Source organism: Sphingomonas sp. PL20 (genome assembly GCF_017875905.1).
GTDB lineage: Bacteria > Pseudomonadota > Alphaproteobacteria > Sphingomonadales > Sphingomonadaceae > Sphingomonas > Sphingomonas echinoides.
The window spans coordinates 3,333,901-3,350,913 of record NZ_JAGINH010000002.1; the positions used below are offsets into that span (position 1 = coordinate 3,333,901).

A 17,013-nucleotide genomic window follows, 5' to 3' on the forward strand; every position below is an offset into this window, starting at 1 on the left:
CGACTGGCCCCCGGCCTTCGCCTGGGTGGAAAAGATGGCGGACGATACAATGACCGCACAGATCCTGATCGTCGACGATGAATCCGCCATCCGTCGGCTGGTGCGCGGGGCGGTCGAGCGCGCCGGGCTCACCGCCGACGACGCCGCCAATGCGCACGATGCGCTGACCGCAGCGCGCCGTCCGGGATGCGAGTTGGTGCTGCTCGATCTCGGCCTGCCCGACCGCGACGGAATCGAACTGGTGCCGCTGCTGAAGGCGATGGACCGCGCCGTGATCGTGCTCACCGCGCGCGACGCGACGGCGGAGAAGGTCGCCGCACTTGATCTTGGGGCCGACGATTATGTCGTCAAACCGTTCGACACCGAGGAATTGCTGGCGCGGATCCGCGTCGCGCTGCGGCGGCATAATGCGGTTGCGGTCGGGCAGGACCGGCTGAAGGTCGGGTCGGTCGAGATCGATCTCGCCGCGCATCAGGTCTGGCGCGACGGCGTTGCGGTGAAGCTGACCCGCAAGGAATTCGCGCTACTGGCGGAACTGGCGCGTCATGCGGGCAAGCTGCTCACCCATGCGCATCTGCTGCGCGTGGTGTGGGGCGAAGGCCATGTCGACGACGTCGAATATCTGCGCGTCGCCGTGCGCGCGCTGCGGCTGAAGCTCGAAGCAGACCCGGCGGCCCCCGCGCTGGTGCTCAACGAACCGGGCATCGGATACCGGCTGGTGGCGTAAGCGCCGGCGCTATTCCGCCGGTGCCGTGATCGCGGTGCGCTGCTGTCGCCCCCAGCTTTCGCGGCCCGTGAGGAAAGCGTGCCAGCCCCACACCGCGCCGGCATGGCGAAGCAACTGAAAACTGAACGGCTCCACGATCGCCGCGATCAGCGCCGGGAACAGCCCCAGCCCCTCGCGCTGCCCGGTCCAATTCTTGTAAATGCCGAGCGACCAGAGGTGGAAGGTCAGGTCGATCGCGATCTTGACCAGCATCACGATCAGGATCGGCAACGCCACCATGAAGCGCCCCGTCACGACCAGTCCGATCAGGATCGCAAACGCCGCCAAGCCGTAAATCGGCTGGAGCGTATCGAGCGTCTTGACCGGCAGCATCGCCGTGCCAAGCCAGCCGAACCGCCGCGCACCAACCATGTCGCGATTCCAATGCTGCGTCTGCAGGAAACCGCCAAACCAGCGCCGCCGCTGGCGCAGGAACGCGAGCGGGCTCGCCGGAGCATCGGTCCGCGCCAGCGCACCGCCAACCACGCGTACCGTCCAGTCACGATCATGGTCGACCGCATGGCGGTGCAAACGGTGGATCAATTCATAATCCTCGACCATGCAATCGGGATCGAACCCGCCGACCGCGACGACGGCATCGCGCCGGAATGCGGCGAATGCGCCGGAAATCAACAACAGGCTGTTCAACCGCTCCCACGCGTGGCGCGACAGGAAGTTGCGGACATATTCATAGGTCTGGAACCACTCGAAGAAGCGCCCCTGCAGGTCCGGTCCACAAATCGGCGCGAGCACCCCAGTCGCCGCGACCAGTGCGGGCTCGGCGGCAAAGGCCGCGCGCATCGCCGCGATCGCGCCGGGTTCCAGCAGCGTATCGGCATCGACCGTCAGCACCACTTCGGTATCGACCTGCACCATCGCCGCGTTGAGCGCGCGCGCCTTGCCGCCGTGGCGCAACCGCAGCCAGCGCAGCGACGGCAGCACCGGTGACGGATCGCTCATCGTGCCAAACGGGGGTGCGACCAGTCCATAGCGGCGCGCCAGCACCGCGCCGGTGCCATCGCTTGACCCATCATCGGCAATCACGATCAGATCGGGGGCGGCCGCCTGGCCCGCCAGCCGGTCGATCACCGCCGCGATCACGCCCTCTTCATTATGCGCCGCGACGATCACCCCGAAACTGACCGACGTCGCCGGAGCCGCTTGTGGCGTCAGGCGCAGATCGCGGATGTTCCACGCAGTGAAGAGCAGCAGCGCGGTGTCATACAGGATATAGGCGATGCCGATCGACCACACCGCCAGCCCTTGCCGCTGGAACGCCTGCACCAGCAGCGCCGCGAACAGGATCGGCCCGAACGCACCGATCACGCGGCTGGCGACGGGAATCCGTCGCGGGGTCAAGCGCGGCGACTCTGCCACGAGCGTGTTGGAGAGCGAGGTCATTGCGGAGGCGATACCGATACCGGATGAACGAGCGATGACGCCGCCTAGCGCGCAAGCACAACTCCCGCTAGGTTAATGCGCATTCACCGCAAACGGGAGCACGATCTTGGTTCAGCGCTACACCAACGTCGCGATCGTGCTGCACTGGCTGGTCGCGCTGCTGATCATCACCAACGTCGCGCTCGCCTGGATCTGGCCCGTCCTGCCCGATGCGCAGGTGCGCCCGACCATCGACCTGCACAAGTCGATCGGCATCACCATTCTCGGCTTGGCGCTGCTGCGCATCCTGTGGCGCATTGGCCATCGCCCGCCGCCGCTGCCGCGCGGTTATGCCGGTTGGGAGGTCACCGCATCGCATATCGTGCATTGGGGGCTGTACGCGATCCTGTTCGCGATGCCGCTGACCGGCTGGATCATGGATTCAGCCTATGAGAAGGCCGCGACCACACCGATGTACCTCTATGGCCTGTTCCAATGGCCACGGCTCGGCTTCATTCTGGCGCTCGACCCTGCGACCAAGAAAGCGGTACACGACGGCTTTGGTGCGGCGCATGAGATCATCGCTTATGCGGTCTACGCGCTGGTCGCGCTGCATCTGGCGGGCGCGCTGAAGCACCAGTGGCTGGAGGGGACGAAGGAAATCCAGCGGATCTGGTTCGGGCGCTGATGCGACGGCGGGGCTAGCGCGCCGCCAGGATCGCGTCGATCGCCTCGGCCACGCCATCGCGGTCATTGCCCGCCACCACATGGTCGGCCTGCGCCCGCACCGCCTCCGGCCCCTGCCCCATGGCAAAGGACAGCCCCGCGCGGGCGAACATCGGCAGATCATTGGCCTGGTCGCCGAACACCGCCGTTTCGCTGAGCGGAACGCCGATCACCTCTGCCAGCGTCGCCACGCCATCGCCTTTGTTGGCGCTGAGCGCGGTGATATCGAGATAATAGGTCTGCGACTGGGCAATCGTCGCCTGCGCCGCATGGGGTTCCAGGGTCGCGTGAAGATCGGCGAGCAGCGTCGGCGCGTCGCTGACGAAGGTAATCTTGTCCACGCGGTCATACAGGCCCGAAAAATCCTGCGTCACGATCGGGGCCTGGTTCGACGCGATCCGCTCGCTGGTAACATGCGCGCCCGCATCGGTGCTGGCATACCAAAGGTCGTCGGCGAACACCCAGGTATCGACCGCCAGACCGCGCGCCGCCGCAAAGGCGGCCTCGACCACCACGCGGTCGACCACATGGTGGCACGTCACCCGCCCATCGCGGGTAAACACCGTACCGCCGTTGAACGCCCCCATCGGCGCGTCGATCGCCAGTGCCTCCGCGATTGGCATCAAGCCCGAGCGCGGTCGCGCGCTGATGATCGTGAACGGCAGCCCCGCCGCGCGCAGCCGCGCCACCGCCGCCGCCACGCCCGGCGTGATCTGCTTCGCGCGATCGACCAAGGTGCCGTCGACATCCGACACCACCAGCCGGACCGCGCTGGCGTCTGTCACTGCGGCATCTCGACATGGCCGCCAAAGCCGAAGCGCATCGCCGACAGCAATTTGTCGCCGAACGTATGGTCGACCCGGCTGCGATAGCGCGCGAACAGCGCGGCGGAGAGCACGTTGACGGGCACCGCTTCTTCCATCGCCGCCTCGATCGTCCAATGCCCCTCGCCCGAATCCGCGACCGAGCCGCTAAAGGCATCGAGCATCTGATCCTTGGCCAACGCCGCCGCCGACAAATCGAGCAGCCACGAGGAGATCACCGACCCGCGCCGCCATACCTCGGCGATGTCGGTCAAATTGAGATCGAAGCGCTCCTCTTCGGGCAGCTTTTCGGAAGACTTGCCCTTCAGAATATCGAAGCCCTCGGCATAGGCTTGCATCAGGCCATATTCGATGCCGTTATGGACCATCTTCACGAAGTGCCCCGAGCCCGCAGGACCGGCGTGAATATAGCCCTGTTCGGCACGGGCATCGTTCTTGTCGCCGTCGCGATCCGGCGTCCGCGGGATCGTTCCGATTCCGGGGGCAAGCGCGGCCAGAATGGGATCGACCGTGTCGACCGCATCCTTGGCACCGCCGACCATCATGCAGAAACCGCGCTCCAGGCCCCACACACCGCCGGAAGTGCCAACGTCGACATAATGGATGCCCTTTTCGGCGAGCATTTTCGCGCGGCGGATGTCGTCCTTGTAGAAGGTGTTGCCGCCGTCGATCACGATGTCGCCTGGCTTGGCGAAGCCACCGATTGTGGCGATGGTCTGTTCGGTCGGGTCACCCGCCGGCAGCATGACCCAATAGATCGCCACAGCGTCGAGCTTGTCCCGCATATCCTCGAGCGAGTCCGCGCCGATCGCGCCGTCCGCGACCAGCGCGGCGACCGCGGGCGCATTACGGTCGAACACCACGGTTTCGTGGCCTGCGCGCATGATTCGGCGCGCAATGTTCCCACCCATCCGGCCAAGGCCGATGATTCCGATCTTCATGGATACGTCCTTCAGGCGTGTGCGGGATGCTTGGCGGCGATTGCGCCGAGCAGATCGTCAAACGCCTTGGAGAAGGAGGCGACGCCCTCCTCGACCAGCGTATCGGTCACGCCGTCGAGATCGAGCCCAAGCCGCTCCGTCTCGGACAGGACATGCCGCGCGCCCGCGACATCCTCGGTCAGCGTCAGCTTGGCGGTGCCGCGTTCGCGGAAGGCGTCGAGCGTCTTGGGCGGCACAGTGTTGACAGTGTCCTTGCCGATCAGCGTGTCGAGATACAGCGTGTCGGGATAATCGGGGTTCTTGGTGCCGGTCGACGCCCAGAGCAGCCGCTGCACCTGCGCGCCCTTGGCGGCCAGCGCCTGCCAGCGGGCGGAGGCGATGAATTCCTCATACCAGGCATAAGCGAGCTTGGCATTGGCGATGGCGACCTTGCCCTTGAGCGGCTTGGCAGCATCGCCGCCAATACCGGCGTCGATCTTGTCGTCGATCTTGGAATCGATCCGGCTGACGAAGAAACTGGCGACGCTGGCGATATGGTCGATCGGCTCACCGCGCGCGACGCGCTTTTCCAGGCCCTCGACATAGGCTTCCGCCACCGCCTGATAAGCGCTTTGCGAAAACAGCAGCGTCACGTTGACGTTGATCCCGGCATCGATCGTCGCGGCAATCGCAGGCACGCCGGCGGGGGTACCGGGGATCTTGATCATCAGGTTCGCCCGATCGACCGCCGCCCACAATTTCTGCGCCTCGGCGATGGTGCCATCAGTATCGTTCGCGAGATAGGGCGACACTTCCAGGCTGACATAGCCATCCTTGGTGGCGAGCCGATCATAGACCGGGCGGAGCGTGTCGGCCGCCGCCTGGATGTCGAGGATCGCGAGATGTTCGTAACGCTCCATCGTCGACGCATCGGGATTGGCCTGGTCGAACGCGGCAAGCTCGGCATCATAGGCATCGCCATGCCCCATCGCCTTCTCGAAGATCGACGGGTTGGAGGTGACGCCGGTCAGCGAATCCTCGTCGACCAGTTTCTGCAGGCCGCCCTCGGCGAGGAACTTGCGGTCGACAAAGTCGAGCCACACTGCCTGACCGAGATTTGCGAGATCGTTCAAACGGCCCATCAGTACTTCTCCGTATATCGTATGTGCGTCACCCGGCCTTGTTCCGGGTCTCTTACGCCAGCCTAGCAATGCATTTGGGCATGACGGTTACCGGAACAAGGCCAATCGACGATCAGGCGGTTTCGCCCAGCATTTCGGTTGCAACCTTGACGACATTGTCGACGGTGAAACCGAACTTGTCCTGCAATTTGGCGATCGGTGCAGAGGCACCGAAGGTCGACATGGTGATGGTGCGCCCATCGAGCCCGACATAGCGATCCCAGCCGATTTCGCCCGCCATCTCGATCGCGAGCCGCGCCTTCACGCCCTTAGGCAGCACCGATTCCTTATACGCCGCATCCTGCAATTCGTAGCGATACCAACTCGGCATCGACACGACGCGCGACGCGACACCCTGCGCGACCAATTTGTCGTGCGCGGCCAGCGCCAGCGACACTTCCGAGCCCGTCGCGATCAGGATCACCTCAGGGTTTTCGCTGTCGGCGAGCACATAGGCACCCTTGGCCAGCCCGTCCGCACTCGCATATTTCGTGCGGTCGAGCGTCGGCAGCGCCTGGCGCGACAGGATCAGCGCGGTCGGGTGACCGGCGTCGGCCATGATCGCACGCCACGCCGCCGCCACTTCATTGGCATCCGCCGGACGGATCGTATCGAGCCCCGGAATCGCCCGCAGCGTCGCCAGATGCTCGATCGGCTGATGCGTCGGGCCGTCCTCGCCAACGCCGATCGAATCGTGCGTGAACACCCATACCGATCCGATTTCCATGATCGCCGACAAACGCACCGGTGCACGCATGTAATCGACGAACACCAGGAAGGTGGAGCCATAACCGCGCAGATGCGACAGCGTCATGCCGTTGACGATCGCGCCCATGCCATGTTCGCGCACGCCGAAATGGATATTGCTGCCGCCATAAGAGCCCGGCTCGAACGACGCCGCACCCTTGATGTCGGTCTTGGTCGAAGGCGACAGATCGGCCGAACCGCCGAGCAGCCACGGCACCTTCGCCGCAATCGCATTGAGCACCTTGCCGCCCGCGTCGCGGCTGGCGACGCCCTTGGCATCGGCCTCGAACACCGGGATATCGGCGTCCCAACCCTCGGGCAGGCGGTCGCTGAAGATCGCGTCGAGCTGCGCCGATTCCGCAGGGTGTTCGGTGGCGTAGCGGGCGCGCAGGGCATCCCACGCTTCGCGCAACGGCGCGCCGCGCCCAGCGATTGCCGCGTGGAAATGCTCGGCGACGCCGTCGGGCACGAGGAACTTCGCGTCTTCGGGCCAGCCATAGGCTTGCTTGGTCAGGCGGATATTCTCGTCGCCGAGCGGCTCGCCATGCGCCTTTTCGCTCCCCGCCTTGGGGCTGCCATAGCCGATGATCGAATGCACGACGATGAAGGTCGGCTTGTCGGTGGTCGCCTTGAAGGTATCGAGCGCGGCGGTCAGCGCCGCGACATCATTGGCGTCGTTTACGTGAATGACGTTCCAGCCATAGGCTTCGAAGCGCTTGCCCACATCCTCGTCGAACGCCAGGCTGGTCGCGCCTTCGATCGAGATGTGGTTGCTGTCATACAGCCAGCACAGATTGGACAGCTTGAGATGCCCGGCGAGCGAGGCCGCTTCGGCCGAGACGCCCTCCATCATGTCGCCATCGCCGCACAGCGCATAGACGTCATGGTCGAACAGATCGAAACCGGGCTTGTTGTAGCGCGCCGCGAACCAGCGCTCGGCAATCGCCATGCCGACCGAATTGCCGCATCCCGCGCCGAGCGGACCCGTGGTCGTTTCGACACCGGTAGTGTGACGATATTCGGGGTGCCCCGGCGTCTTGGACGAAAGTTGGCGGAACTGCTTGAGGTCTTCGAGGCTGAGCGCCGGATGGCCGGTCTTGTTCCCCTCGGCATCGATCTCCTCGATCCCTGCCAGATGGATCAGCGCGTAAAGCAGCATCGAAGCATGGCCGACCGACAGCACGAAGCGGTCGCGATTGGGCCAATCCGGGGTGGCCGGATCATAGCGCAGGAACTTGCTCCACAGCGTATAGCCGACCGGGGCCAGCGCCATCGGCGTGCCGGGGTGCCCGGAGTTTGCGGCCTGCACCGCGTCCATCGAGAGGGTGCGGATCGTGTCGATGGCGAGGCGCTCGGGCGAGCCGTCCTCATGAACGCTCGTTGCAGTCGCAGTCGTCGGGGTGTCGGCCATGAAGGGTATCGCCTCGCTAATGTGGGTCTGAACGCACCTGCGCCCGCCCGGTTGCGGTGTGCGAGGGCCTTATCGTGTCCTTTCGTCGCGTTCCAGCCGCGTAACGACGCCATTGGTCGCGATATAGGCCGCCGACACCTCGCTCAGGAACAGGCCGTGCCCCAAAGCGCCCGGAATTGCGGCGATTTCGGCGGCAAGGCGGCGATGGTCGATATCGGGCGCAAAGCGGCAATCGAGGACGGAATTTCCCTGATCCGTTATGAAATTTGCACGCAAGGCAACCTCGGCCCCCAGGCTTTCGAGTCGCGCCGCCACGAAATTGCGGGCGAAGGGCAAGGTCTCGACCGGGATCTTCGCCGCCCCGATCGCGGCGACGCGTTTGGAGCCATCGGCGATCACCAGCATCCGCGCGCTGGCGGCGGCGACCACCTTTTCGCGCAGCATCGCACCCCCCGCCCCCTTGATCGCGCGCAAAGCGCCGTCGATTTCATCGGCCCCATCGATGGTCAAGTCGATCCGCGCGGGCAAATCGATCAGCATGATGCCAACCGCGCGGGCATGCGCCTCGGTGGCAAGCGAGGTCGCAACGGCCTGAACGGCCAGCCCTCCCCGCACCCGCTCGCCCAGCGCCTCGATCGCAAACGCTGCGGTCGACCCGGTGCCAAGGCCGACACTCATGCCAGCGCGAACCTCTTCCACCGCAGCCAGCGCGGCGAGGCGTTTGTCGGACTCGTTCATAGGGGTGCCCTCCCACCGTTCGCTGGCGGAGCACACGGTGCGCGTTTGGGAATTGCTGGAGAGCAAATATTCACACCTGCCAGAACGTTACCGCAAAATCTTCATCATCATCGATCAGCGCGACCCTGAATTGTCGACCTGGCATATCACGCCGTAATTTCGCATCGAGCATGTCAACCATTATTGCCCCGACATATCGCGCTCGCTCATCGGCAACAGCTTCGACTTCTCCGTCTCCTCGGAAAAAATGTTCGAGACTGTTGTAATTCAACATGGCTTCTATTTGCTGGCGGGTGCTGCGCGCTGCCTCGTTTATCTCTAAGTTCTTGAGCGAGAAATCGTGCCGAAGCACGTAGTCCTTGTGAATTACAAGCTTGGGCCAAAAAAATGCGGTGTAAGCCACCGCTTCATCGGATCGTGCGACGCCGCAGAGCCAATCCTCCGGACTGATTCCATTGCCATCGTTCCAAGTTTGAAGCTGGGGGATCAGCGCTGCGATGTTTGGCATCTCGCAATGTTACAGCCCGATGGGGCCTCTGCAAATGGGCGGAAGGAAACAATCCGCTCCGCCAAGCCCCCAGCCAACGGCCAGCACCCGCGAATAGCCGCCCCGCACATTTCCGCTGGCCCCGCGCCGCGTCCCACGGCAAAGCCCTGCTCCATGATCGAAAAAATCCTCGGCATCCTCGCGACCTTCACCATCGGCGTCATTTCCAGCGGCGGCTATCTCGGCATTGCGCTGTTGATGGCGATCGAATCGGCCTGCATCCCGCTGCCGTCCGAAATCATCATGCCCTTTGCCGGCTATCTCGTCTCGACCGGGCATTTCAACCTGTACCTCGCCGCAACGGCGGGGGCGATCGGGTGCAACCTCGGCTCGATCGTCGGCTATGAGATCGGCAAGCGCGGCGGGCGGCCGGTGGCCGAGCGCTGGGGCCGCTATGTGCTGGTCGGTCCGGGCGAACTGGACGCCGCCGACCGCTTCTTCGCGCGCTTCGGCAATGCGGCGGTGCTGATCGGCCGCCTGCTGCCGGTGATCCGCTCGTTCATCGCCTTTCCGGCGGGTGTTGCGCGGATGCCGCTCATCCCGTTCCACATCTACACCTTTATCGGTTCGTGGCCGTGGTGCTTTGGTCTCGCCTATCTCGGTATGGTGCTGGGTGACAAATGGAACAGCGACCCGCGCGTCAAGGCGGCGTTTCACAGCGCCGATGCAGTGATCGCGGTGGTGCTGGTGGCGGCAGTCGCTTTCTATATCTGGCACCGCGTGCGCGGCTTGAAGCGGCCTTGATCCGACACGACATCTCTTTGGCGGGCCGACCGTAACTAAGTGCGGCCAAGGCACGAACTACGTCGTGTCCCATCAAGAGGTGTCCCGATGTTAAAACCCCTTCTCTTCGCCGCAGGTCTTGCCGGTGTCGCGCTGTTCGCGCTCGGCGGTGCCGCGCAGGCCGAGCGCGCCGTGCCGCTGCCCGTCGCCAAGACCGATGTCACCGCCACTGGCAAGCAAACCGCCATATTCGCGGGCGGCTGTTTCTGGGGCATGGAAGCCGTATTCGAGCATGTGAAGGGCGTGACCAACGTCACTGCCGGCTATGCCGGCGGCACGCGCGACACCGCGACCTATGAGCAGGTTTCAAGCGAGACGACCAAACATGCCGAGGCGGTGCGCATCGTCTATGATCCGGCCAAGGTCAGCTATGCGACGCTGTTGCGCGTCTATTTCTCGATCGCGCACGATCCGACCCAGCTCAACCGCCAGGGCCCCGACAGCGGCTATAGCTATCGCTCGGCAATCTTCCCGCAAAGCGCGGCGCAGCGCGGCGTCGCCACGGCCTATATCGCGCAATTGAGCCAGGCGCACGCCTTCGCCAAGCCAATCGTGACCAGAATCGAGTCCGGCGCTTTCTTTCCGGCCGAGGATTATCACCAGAACTTCTACGACCGGAACCCCAACCACCCCTATATCGTAACCTTCGACAAACCGAAGGTCGCGGCGTTCCGCGCGGGCTTTCCGCAACTGGCGAGCTGAGACGGCACGCCCGGAGTCAGGCCGCCAGCGGGAAGCGCAACAGACGATCCTCGACCGGGATCAGCGCTTCCGCGCCCGGCCCGACCGCGCGGACGATTTCCGGATGCGCGGCATCCAGCCCGCCGGTCAACGCACCGAAGGCGGGCAGGATCAGCTTATGGGCGGTGGCGATGAAACAGCGGCGGGAGACCGAACGCCCGCGCACGCGCAAGCGCAATTTGGGATGGAAATGACCCGAAAGCTCGGGACGGACTTCGTCCGGCACGGCCTCATGGCGCAGGATCAACCCGTCAACCTCGGCCTCATCAACCACGACCCCGCCGCAACGATCGACCATCCCCGCATCATGGTTGCCGGTGATCCACGTCCATGCAACCGCACCGGTCAGCGCACGCAGCCGCGCCTGCGCCGCATCCGGCAAGCGATCGCACCCCTCATCGTCATGGAAACTGTCGCCCAGGCACCAGATCTCACGCGGGCGCAGCGTCTCGACCAGGGCGGTCAGATCCGCCAGCGTCGCCAGCGAGTCATAGGGCGGCAGCATCTGTCCCCCGCGCGCATACCAGCTCGCTTTTTCGAAATGCAGGTCGGCCACCAGCACGGCTCCGCGCGCGGGCCAGAACAGCGCGCCGCTGCCCAGCGCCAGCAAATCACGGCCTGCGAACGAAAAGGGAACCATCGTTTGCCTATGTCGCAATGGTGGCCGTGGCGCAACGCTAACCACGCCCCGTGGCCAGCACGGGTATCAAAGGCCTTGCGCAAAGCCCCCACGAGCGTAAAGCGCGCCGTCCTTCCTGACGAGCCATTTTACCCCTTATGACCGCAGCGACCGCGACCAAGCCTGACAGTCCTGCCCCGCACGCGCCGCATCCGGCGTTGCTGGCCCTGACGATCGGCGCGATCGGCGTGGTGTTCGGCGATATCGGCACCAGCCCGCTTTATGCCTTTCGCGAAGCGTTGAGCCAGACTGCGGGCGACGGGATCGACGCCAGCGAGATTCTGGGCGTGCTGAGCCTCGCAATCTGGTCGCTGATCCTGGTCGTCACGGTCAAATATGTCATCTTCCTGATGCGCGCCGACAATCAGGGCGAAGGCGGCGTGCTGGCGCTGACCGCGCTGGCGCGGCGTGCGCTGGGGCGCCGCTCGCTCATTGCGCTGGTGCTGGGCGCGGCGGGGGCCTCGCTCTTCTACGGCGATGCGATCATCACGCCCGCTTTGTCGGTGCTGTCGGCGGTGGAGGGGCTGAAGACCATTCCTGCGCTTGCCACTATTTTCGATGACTCGGCGATCCTCGGCGTGACGATCGTCATCCTCGTCGCGCTGTTCTTCATCCAGAGCCGCGGCACGGCGAGCGTTTCGGCGCTGTTCGGGCCGGTCTGCATCGTGTGGTTTCTGGCGATTGGCGGGCTCGGCCTGTGGCATATCACCGATGAACCTACGATCCTGCGCGTGCTCTCGCCGCATTACGGGGCGATGCTGCTCGCCACGCACGGCGTCACGGGCCTGTTCGTGCTCGGGGCGGTGTTCCTGACGGTAACCGGGGCGGAGGCGCTGACCGCCGACATGGGCCATTTCGGAATCAAGCCGATCCGCATCGGCTGGTTCTTCCTCGCCTTCCCGTGCCTCGTCCTCAATTATCTGGGCCAGGGGGCTTATGCCCTGAACGCGCTTGAAGCGGCGGCGGCGTCGGGCAAACCGTTCGTGAACCAGGACTGGTTCTTCGTCATGGCACCCGAGAGCGTGCGGCCCTGGCTGATCGTTCTCGCGATGCTGGCAACCGTCATTGCCAGCCAGGCGGTGATCACCGGTGCCTATTCGCTGACGCAACAGGCGATCCAGCTTGGCCTGTTGCCGCGTCTGCGCATCCGCCAGACCTCGGCCACGCAGGCGGGGCAAATCTATCTGCCGTCGATCAACTGGCTGTTGCTGACCGGCGTGCTGGTGTTGGTGATCCAGTTCCGCACCTCCTCGGCGATGGCCGCCGCGTACGGGATCGCGGTTACGGGCACGATGGTGGTGACAACGCTGCTGGCCTATATCGTGGTGCGGCATCGCTGGAACTGGGGGCGCCCGCTGGCGCTCGCGGTGATCCTGCCGTTCCTGACGCTCGACCTGATCTTCTTCGGCGCGAACATCCTGCGCGTGGTGGAAGGCGGCTGGGTGCCGCTGGTGGTGGCAGGGGTGATCGGCCTGATCATCTACACCTGGAATCGCGGTCGCGGCATCGTCCGCGCGTTCGAGGCGCGGCAAAGCGTGCCGCTCGCCGATCTCGCCGCCGCGCTCGCCAAGCGCCCGCCCGAGCGCGTGGAGGGGACCGCGGTGTTCCTCACCGCCAACCCCGACAGCGCGCCGGGGGCGCTGCTGCACAATCTCAAGCACAATAAGGTGCTACACGAGAAGAATCTGATCGTCAGCGTGCGCACCGCCGACCGTCCGTCGGTCGAGGCCAGCGAACGCTCTGAAATTCGCCCGGTCGATGACAATTTCACCATCATCGTGCTGACCTATGGCTTCATGGAATCGCCCGACGTGCCGCGCGACCTGGGGCTGGAGGCGGTGAGCCACAAGAAGGTGCTCAACCCCGCCAAGACCAGCTATTTCATTGGCCGCAACACGATCAAGCCCGCCGCCAATCAGGGCATGCCGCTCTGGCAGGACCGCATCTTCATGTTCCTGCAGCGCAACGCCAGCGACCCGACCGACTTCCTTAAAATCCCGCCCGGCAAGGTGCTGGAACTGGGCGAACAGGTCACCGTCTAGGCACCGCGCCCGTCACAGATCGGGCAGCACCTGATCGGCAATGCCCCACCCCGCCAATTCTCGCGACGCGGCGCGCGCGATCAACTCGTCGGCATCGCGAATGGTCCACTGCGCAGCGGTGTCGATGCTGCCGAGTTCGCTCCACGACACCGGTGCCGCCACCGGGGCACCGGCGCGGGCGCGCGCGACATAGGGCAGCACCGCGGTCGCGCCGCGCTGGTTGCGCAGCCAATCGATGAAGATTCGCCCCTTGCGCTTGGCTTTTGACATGGTCGCGACAAAGCGATCGGGCGCAGCCTCCCCCAGCGCGCGGGCGAAGCGGTCCGCAAAATCCTTGACCGCGGGCCATTCTGCTGCGGGGGTCAGCGGCACGACGACATGCACGCCTTTGCCGCCCGACAGCATCGCGAAACTCACCAGCCCCAATTCGGCAAGATGCTCCTTCAGTTCGACCGCAGCGTTCTTGACCAGATCGAAGCCCAGCCCCTCATCGGGATCGAGATCGAACACCATGCGATCGGGCTGTTCCAGTGTGCCAACCAATGATCCCCAGCCGTGGAATTCGATCGTGCCCATCTGCACGCATGCGACCAGTCCATCGGCATCGTCGATGTACAGATACTCCTCGGTCGCCCCGTCCTTCTCGGTGATCGGCATCGTGTGGACATGCGCGCCCTTGAAGCTGCCCGCGTCATGCTTCTGGAAGAAACATTGCTTGGCGCGCCCCTGTGGGCACCGCACCAGGCTGATCGGCCGGTTGGCGGCCCAGGGCAGCATGATGCCCGCGACCTTGGCGTAATAATCGGCGAGGTCGCCCTTGGTGATGTTCGATTCGGGGAAGATCACCCGGTCGCGGCTGCTGACCTTGATGTGGATTTCGGGCACCTCGGCCGCGCCTGCCTGCACCGGCGTTTCCGCGACCACCTCGCGCGCGGGCTTGTCCTCGCGCAGGCCGATGAAGCTCGAATGCCGCAACACACCGTCGGGCGTGGTCTCGGCAAAGGCGACCTCGGCCACCAGCTTTGGCGAAACCCAATGCGCACCGCGCACCGCCGCGCGCGGGGCGGGCACGGTTGGCGTCTTGCGCTCGATCTTTTCCAGCCGCGCGCGCAGATCCAGCATCGTCGCGGTGTCGAAGCCGGTGCCCACCTTGCCGGCATAGACCAGCCCATCCGCTCCGTTCAGCCCGAGCAGCAACGACGCGAACCCGCGCGACTTGGCGCTCGGCGTCCAGCCGACGATGACGAACTCCTGCCGCCGCGTGCATTTGGTCTTGAGCCACGCCTGCGTGCGCTTGCCGCGATAGGGCGCGTCGGCGCGTTTGGAGACGACGCCCTCATAGCCTTCCTTGCACATCGTTTCGAACAAGGGCTCGCCCTGCCCGACGATATGGTCGGAATATTGGACGCGCGGGTCCTTGCCGTCGATCAACGGCTGCAGCCGCTGCTTGCGCGCGAGATTGGGGAGACCCGTCAGATCCTCGCCGTCCAGGTTCAGCAAATCGAAAGCGAAGAAGGTCATGTCGCCGCCGGACGCGATCGCGTCCTTCAGCGTCGAGAAATCGGGGCGGCCCTCCTTGAACGCGACGATCTCGCCATCGAACAGTGCGGTCTTGACCGGAAGCCTGGCGACGGCATCGGCAATCGCCTGGAACTTGTCGGTCCAATCGAGCCCCGAGCGCGTGAACACCGTGGCCTTGCCCTTGGCGACCGCGATCAGCGCGCGATAGCCGTCGTACTTCACCTCATGCAGCCATTGGCTACCGGTGGGGACGGAATCGACGAGGGTGCAAAGCTGCGGCTCCTGGAAGGTGGGTGCGTCACCCCGGCGTAGGCCGGGGTCACCCGGTTTTTTGGCGGAGCCTGGATGGGCGGGCTTGCCGAACGGCCCCGGCTTTGGCCGGGGAGCCGACGGCTTTTTCCCTTCCGCAATCTCGGCCATCGTGCGCCCGGTCGTCACGCTGGTCAGCGCGGTTTCGACCAGCGTATCGGCCCCGCCCGCCGCGGCATCGTCGATCTTGCGCAGCAGCCAGTTCTCCGCCTTCTCCTTGCCGCGCGGTTTCAGCCGGATCAGCAGCCACTCCCCCTTCATACGCTGGCCATCGAGCACGAAGTGGAGGTGGCCCTGGTCGAGGTCCTTGGCGCTCTTGCCCTTGATCGGGGACCAGGTGCCGCTGTCCCACAGCATCACCGTCCCGCCGCCATATTCGCCCGCCGGAATGGTCCCCTCGAAATCGGCATAGGACAAGGGATGGTCCTCGGTCCGCACCGCCAGCCGTTTCTGCGCGGGGTCGAGGCTCGGCCCGCGCGTCACCGCCCAGCTTTTGAGCACGCCATCGACTTCCAGCCGGAAATCCCAATGCAGCCGCGATGCGTCGTGCTTCTGCACGATGAAGCGATTGCCATGCCCGGGTTGGAGCGTGCCCGCAGGCTCCGCCGTTTTCGCGAAGTCGCGCTTGGCGTTGTATTTTTCGAGGGGGTCTAGCGTCATATGGCCTCCCCTCCCTGGAAGGGAGGGGTTGGGGGTGGGTTGCCCTGAAACGGGCAATCGGCTCCGCCATAGGCCGACCCACCCCCTGCCCCCTCCCTTCCAGGGAGGGGAGAAGAAACGGCGCTATGCACGCTTCTTCGCCGGCGCGCGCTTGGCGGGGGCTTTCTTGGCGGCGGGTTTCGCCTCTGGCTTGGCCGGAGCCGCCGCGCCCATCGATTTCTTCAGCGCCGCCATCAAATCGACCACGTTCGATCCGCCCTTTTTGGGCGCGTCGTCGCCTGCATCCTCGATGATCTTGCCGCCCTTCGCCTTGCGCTTGCGCTCCACCAAATCGCGCAGCGCATCGACATAGCGATCGTGGAAATCCTGCGGGTGGAACGCCCCGCTCTTCTTCTCGATCAGCGCCTCGGCCAGCTCCATCAGGTCGGCATCGGGCGTGTCATCGGGAATATCGCGGAAATAGCCCTGCGCCTTGTTGACCTCATCGGCATAGCGCAGCGTTTCCAGCACCATGCCGCGACCACACGGTTTCAGACTGACGACATATTCGCGCCCGCGCATCGCCAATTGGCCGAGCCCGACCTTCTTGGTCCGCCGCAGCGCCTCGCGCAGCACGATGAACGCCTCCTCGGCCAGATCATCGGCAGGCACCACGAAATAGGGCTTCTCATAATAGAGCACGTCGATCTCGCTCGCATCGACGAACTGCGTCAGCTCCAGCGTCTTCTTCGATTCGAGCTTCACCGCATCGATCTCATCCTGCCCGAGCAGCACGTAAGAGCCCTTATCATATTCGAAGCCCTTCATGATCTCATCGGTGTCGACGGGACCAACGCCGGTGACGACCTTGTCGTAATGGATCGGCTTGCCGCTCGGCTCGTGGATTTGCTTGAAGCTGATCTGCGCGCCCGACTTGGTCGCACTGTAGATTTCGACAGGGATAGAGACGAGCGCGAGCCGGATCTGTCCCTGCCAATAGGCCCGTGCCGCCATCGTCCTGCCCCTCATCGTTGCGAAGACGATTCAATCCCTGGCGCG

The 17,013-nt window shown here is 64.8% G+C and carries 15 protein-coding genes; 5 read left to right on the forward strand and 10 right to left on the reverse strand.

Annotated features, from left to right (window positions below; all coding sequences use genetic code 11):
• The first annotated feature begins 49 nt into the window (after positions 1-49).
• Complete coding sequence (locus H4W01_RS15655; protein WP_209613400.1) at positions 50-727, forward strand: response regulator; 678 nt, start codon at positions 50-52, stop codon at positions 725-727.
• Between the two features lie 9 nt (positions 728-736).
• On the opposite strand, the gene H4W01_RS15660 is transcribed toward H4W01_RS15655, so the two are convergent.
• Entirely contained in the window at positions 737-2,167 is a 1,431-nt protein-coding gene (locus tag H4W01_RS15660) for a glycosyltransferase family 2 protein (RefSeq protein ID WP_209612193.1), read from the reverse strand.
• A gap of 106 nt (positions 2,168-2,273) precedes the next feature.
• On the opposite strand from H4W01_RS15660, the gene H4W01_RS15665 reads away from it, so the two are divergent.
• The gene (locus H4W01_RS15665) at positions 2,274-2,834 is read left to right on the forward strand and encodes a cytochrome b (RefSeq protein WP_209612195.1); all 561 of its coding nucleotides are present in this window, start codon (positions 2,274-2,276) and stop codon (positions 2,832-2,834) included.
• Positions 2,835-2,847: 13 nt separating this feature from the next.
• Here the strand turns inward: H4W01_RS15665 and H4W01_RS15670 are convergent, their stop codons facing one another.
• The 6 genes from H4W01_RS15670 to H4W01_RS15695 all read right to left on the reverse strand — a co-directional run bounded on the left by H4W01_RS15670 (position 2,848) and on the right by H4W01_RS15695 (position 9,201).
• Positions 2,848-3,657: a Cof-type HAD-IIB family hydrolase gene (locus H4W01_RS15670; protein WP_209612197.1), complete on the reverse strand. Its 810-nt coding sequence runs from the start codon at positions 3,655-3,657 to the stop codon at positions 2,848-2,850.
• Positions 3,654-4,637 carry a phosphogluconate dehydrogenase (NAD(+)-dependent, decarboxylating) gene (gene gnd / locus H4W01_RS15675; RefSeq protein WP_209612199.1) on the reverse strand — a complete coding sequence of 328 codons (984 nt, stop codon included), beginning with the start codon at positions 4,635-4,637 and terminating at the stop codon, positions 3,654-3,656. The genes H4W01_RS15670 and gnd overlap by 4 nt, the downstream gene beginning before the upstream one ends.
• Positions 4,638-4,648: 11 nt before the next feature.
• Positions 4,649-5,758 carry a transaldolase gene (gene tal / locus H4W01_RS15680; RefSeq protein WP_209612201.1) on the reverse strand — a complete coding sequence of 370 codons (1,110 nt, stop codon included), beginning with the start codon at positions 5,756-5,758 and terminating at the stop codon, positions 4,649-4,651.
• A 112-nt stretch (positions 5,759-5,870) separates the two neighbouring features.
• On the reverse strand, positions 5,871-7,955 hold the full coding sequence (tkt, locus tag H4W01_RS15685; protein ID WP_209612203.1) for a transketolase: 2,085 nt from the start codon (positions 7,953-7,955) through the stop codon (positions 5,871-5,873).
• Positions 7,956-8,024: 69 nt separating this feature from the next.
• Positions 8,025-8,693 carry a ribose-5-phosphate isomerase RpiA gene (gene rpiA, locus H4W01_RS15690; protein ID WP_209612205.1) on the reverse strand — a complete coding sequence of 223 codons (669 nt, stop codon included), beginning with the start codon at positions 8,691-8,693 and terminating at the stop codon, positions 8,025-8,027.
• 70 nt (positions 8,694-8,763) lie between these two features.
• A complete protein-coding gene (locus H4W01_RS15695) occupies positions 8,764-9,201 on the reverse strand; it encodes a hypothetical protein (protein WP_209612207.1) in 438 nt (145 codons plus the stop codon).
• A gap of 153 nt (positions 9,202-9,354) precedes the next feature.
• Here H4W01_RS15695 and H4W01_RS15700 point away from each other — a divergent pair, with 153 nt between their 5' ends.
• Entirely contained in the window at positions 9,355-9,984 is a 630-nt protein-coding gene (locus tag H4W01_RS15700) for a DedA family protein (RefSeq protein WP_209612209.1), read from the forward strand.
• Positions 9,985-10,071: 87 nt separating this feature from the next.
• Positions 10,072-10,725 carry a peptide-methionine (S)-S-oxide reductase MsrA gene (gene msrA, locus H4W01_RS15705; protein ID WP_209612211.1) on the forward strand — a complete coding sequence of 218 codons (654 nt, stop codon included), beginning with the start codon at positions 10,072-10,074 and terminating at the stop codon, positions 10,723-10,725.
• A gap of 16 nt (positions 10,726-10,741) precedes the next feature.
• On the opposite strand, the gene pdeM is transcribed toward msrA, so the two are convergent.
• Entirely contained in the window at positions 10,742-11,404 is a 663-nt protein-coding gene (pdeM, locus tag H4W01_RS15710) for a ligase-associated DNA damage response endonuclease PdeM (protein ID WP_209612215.1), read from the reverse strand.
• A 137-nt stretch (positions 11,405-11,541) separates the two neighbouring features.
• Between pdeM and H4W01_RS15715 the strand changes: the two genes are divergently transcribed.
• Positions 11,542-13,485, forward strand: coding sequence for a potassium transporter Kup (locus tag H4W01_RS15715; RefSeq protein WP_010404845.1), 1,944 nt, complete (start codon positions 11,542-11,544; stop codon positions 13,483-13,485).
• A 12-nt stretch (positions 13,486-13,497) separates the two neighbouring features.
• On the opposite strand, the gene ligD is transcribed toward H4W01_RS15715, so the two are convergent.
• On the reverse strand, positions 13,498-15,975 hold the full coding sequence (gene ligD / locus H4W01_RS15720) for a DNA ligase D (protein WP_209612217.1): 2,478 nt from the start codon (positions 15,973-15,975) through the stop codon (positions 13,498-13,500).
• 123 nt (positions 15,976-16,098) lie between these two features.
• Positions 16,099-16,968: a non-homologous end joining protein Ku gene (ku, locus tag H4W01_RS15725; RefSeq protein ID WP_209612219.1), complete on the reverse strand. Its 870-nt coding sequence runs from the start codon at positions 16,966-16,968 to the stop codon at positions 16,099-16,101.
• Between the last annotated feature and the right edge of the window lie 45 nt (positions 16,969-17,013).

Excerpts from the sequence above, each read along its gene's own strand:
- H4W01_RS15655 (WP_209613400.1), top strand. The coding sequence starts at position 50 with ATGACCGCACAGATCCTGATCGTCGACGATGAATCCGCCATCCGTCGG.
- H4W01_RS15660 (WP_209612193.1), bottom strand. The coding sequence starts at position 2,167 with ATGACCTCGCTCTCCAACACGCTCGTGGCAGAGTCGCCGCGCTTGACC.
- gnd (WP_209612199.1), bottom strand. The coding sequence starts at position 4,637 with ATGAAGATCGGAATCATCGGCCTTGGCCGGATGGGTGGGAACATTGCG.
- tal (WP_209612201.1), bottom strand. The coding sequence starts at position 5,758 with ATGGGCCGTTTGAACGATCTCGCAAATCTCGGTCAGGCAGTGTGGCTC.
- tkt (WP_209612203.1), bottom strand. The coding sequence starts at position 7,955 with ATGGCCGACACCCCGACGACTGCGACTGCAACGAGCGTTCATGAGGAC.
- rpiA (WP_209612205.1), bottom strand. The coding sequence starts at position 8,693 with ATGAACGAGTCCGACAAACGCCTCGCCGCGCTGGCTGCGGTGGAAGAG.
- H4W01_RS15695 (WP_209612207.1), bottom strand. The coding sequence starts at position 9,201 with ATGCCAAACATCGCAGCGCTGATCCCCCAGCTTCAAACTTGGAACGAT.
- H4W01_RS15700 (WP_209612209.1), top strand. The coding sequence starts at position 9,355 with ATGATCGAAAAAATCCTCGGCATCCTCGCGACCTTCACCATCGGCGTC.
- msrA (WP_209612211.1), top strand. The coding sequence starts at position 10,072 with ATGTTAAAACCCCTTCTCTTCGCCGCAGGTCTTGCCGGTGTCGCGCTG.
- pdeM (WP_209612215.1), bottom strand. The coding sequence starts at position 11,404 with ATGGTTCCCTTTTCGTTCGCAGGCCGTGATTTGCTGGCGCTGGGCAGC.
- H4W01_RS15715 (WP_010404845.1), top strand. The coding sequence starts at position 11,542 with ATGACCGCAGCGACCGCGACCAAGCCTGACAGTCCTGCCCCGCACGCG.
- ligD (WP_209612217.1), bottom strand. The coding sequence starts at position 15,975 with ATGACGCTAGACCCCCTCGAAAAATACAACGCCAAGCGCGACTTCGCG.
- ku (WP_209612219.1), bottom strand. The coding sequence starts at position 16,968 with ATGGCGGCACGGGCCTATTGGCAGGGACAGATCCGGCTCGCGCTCGTC.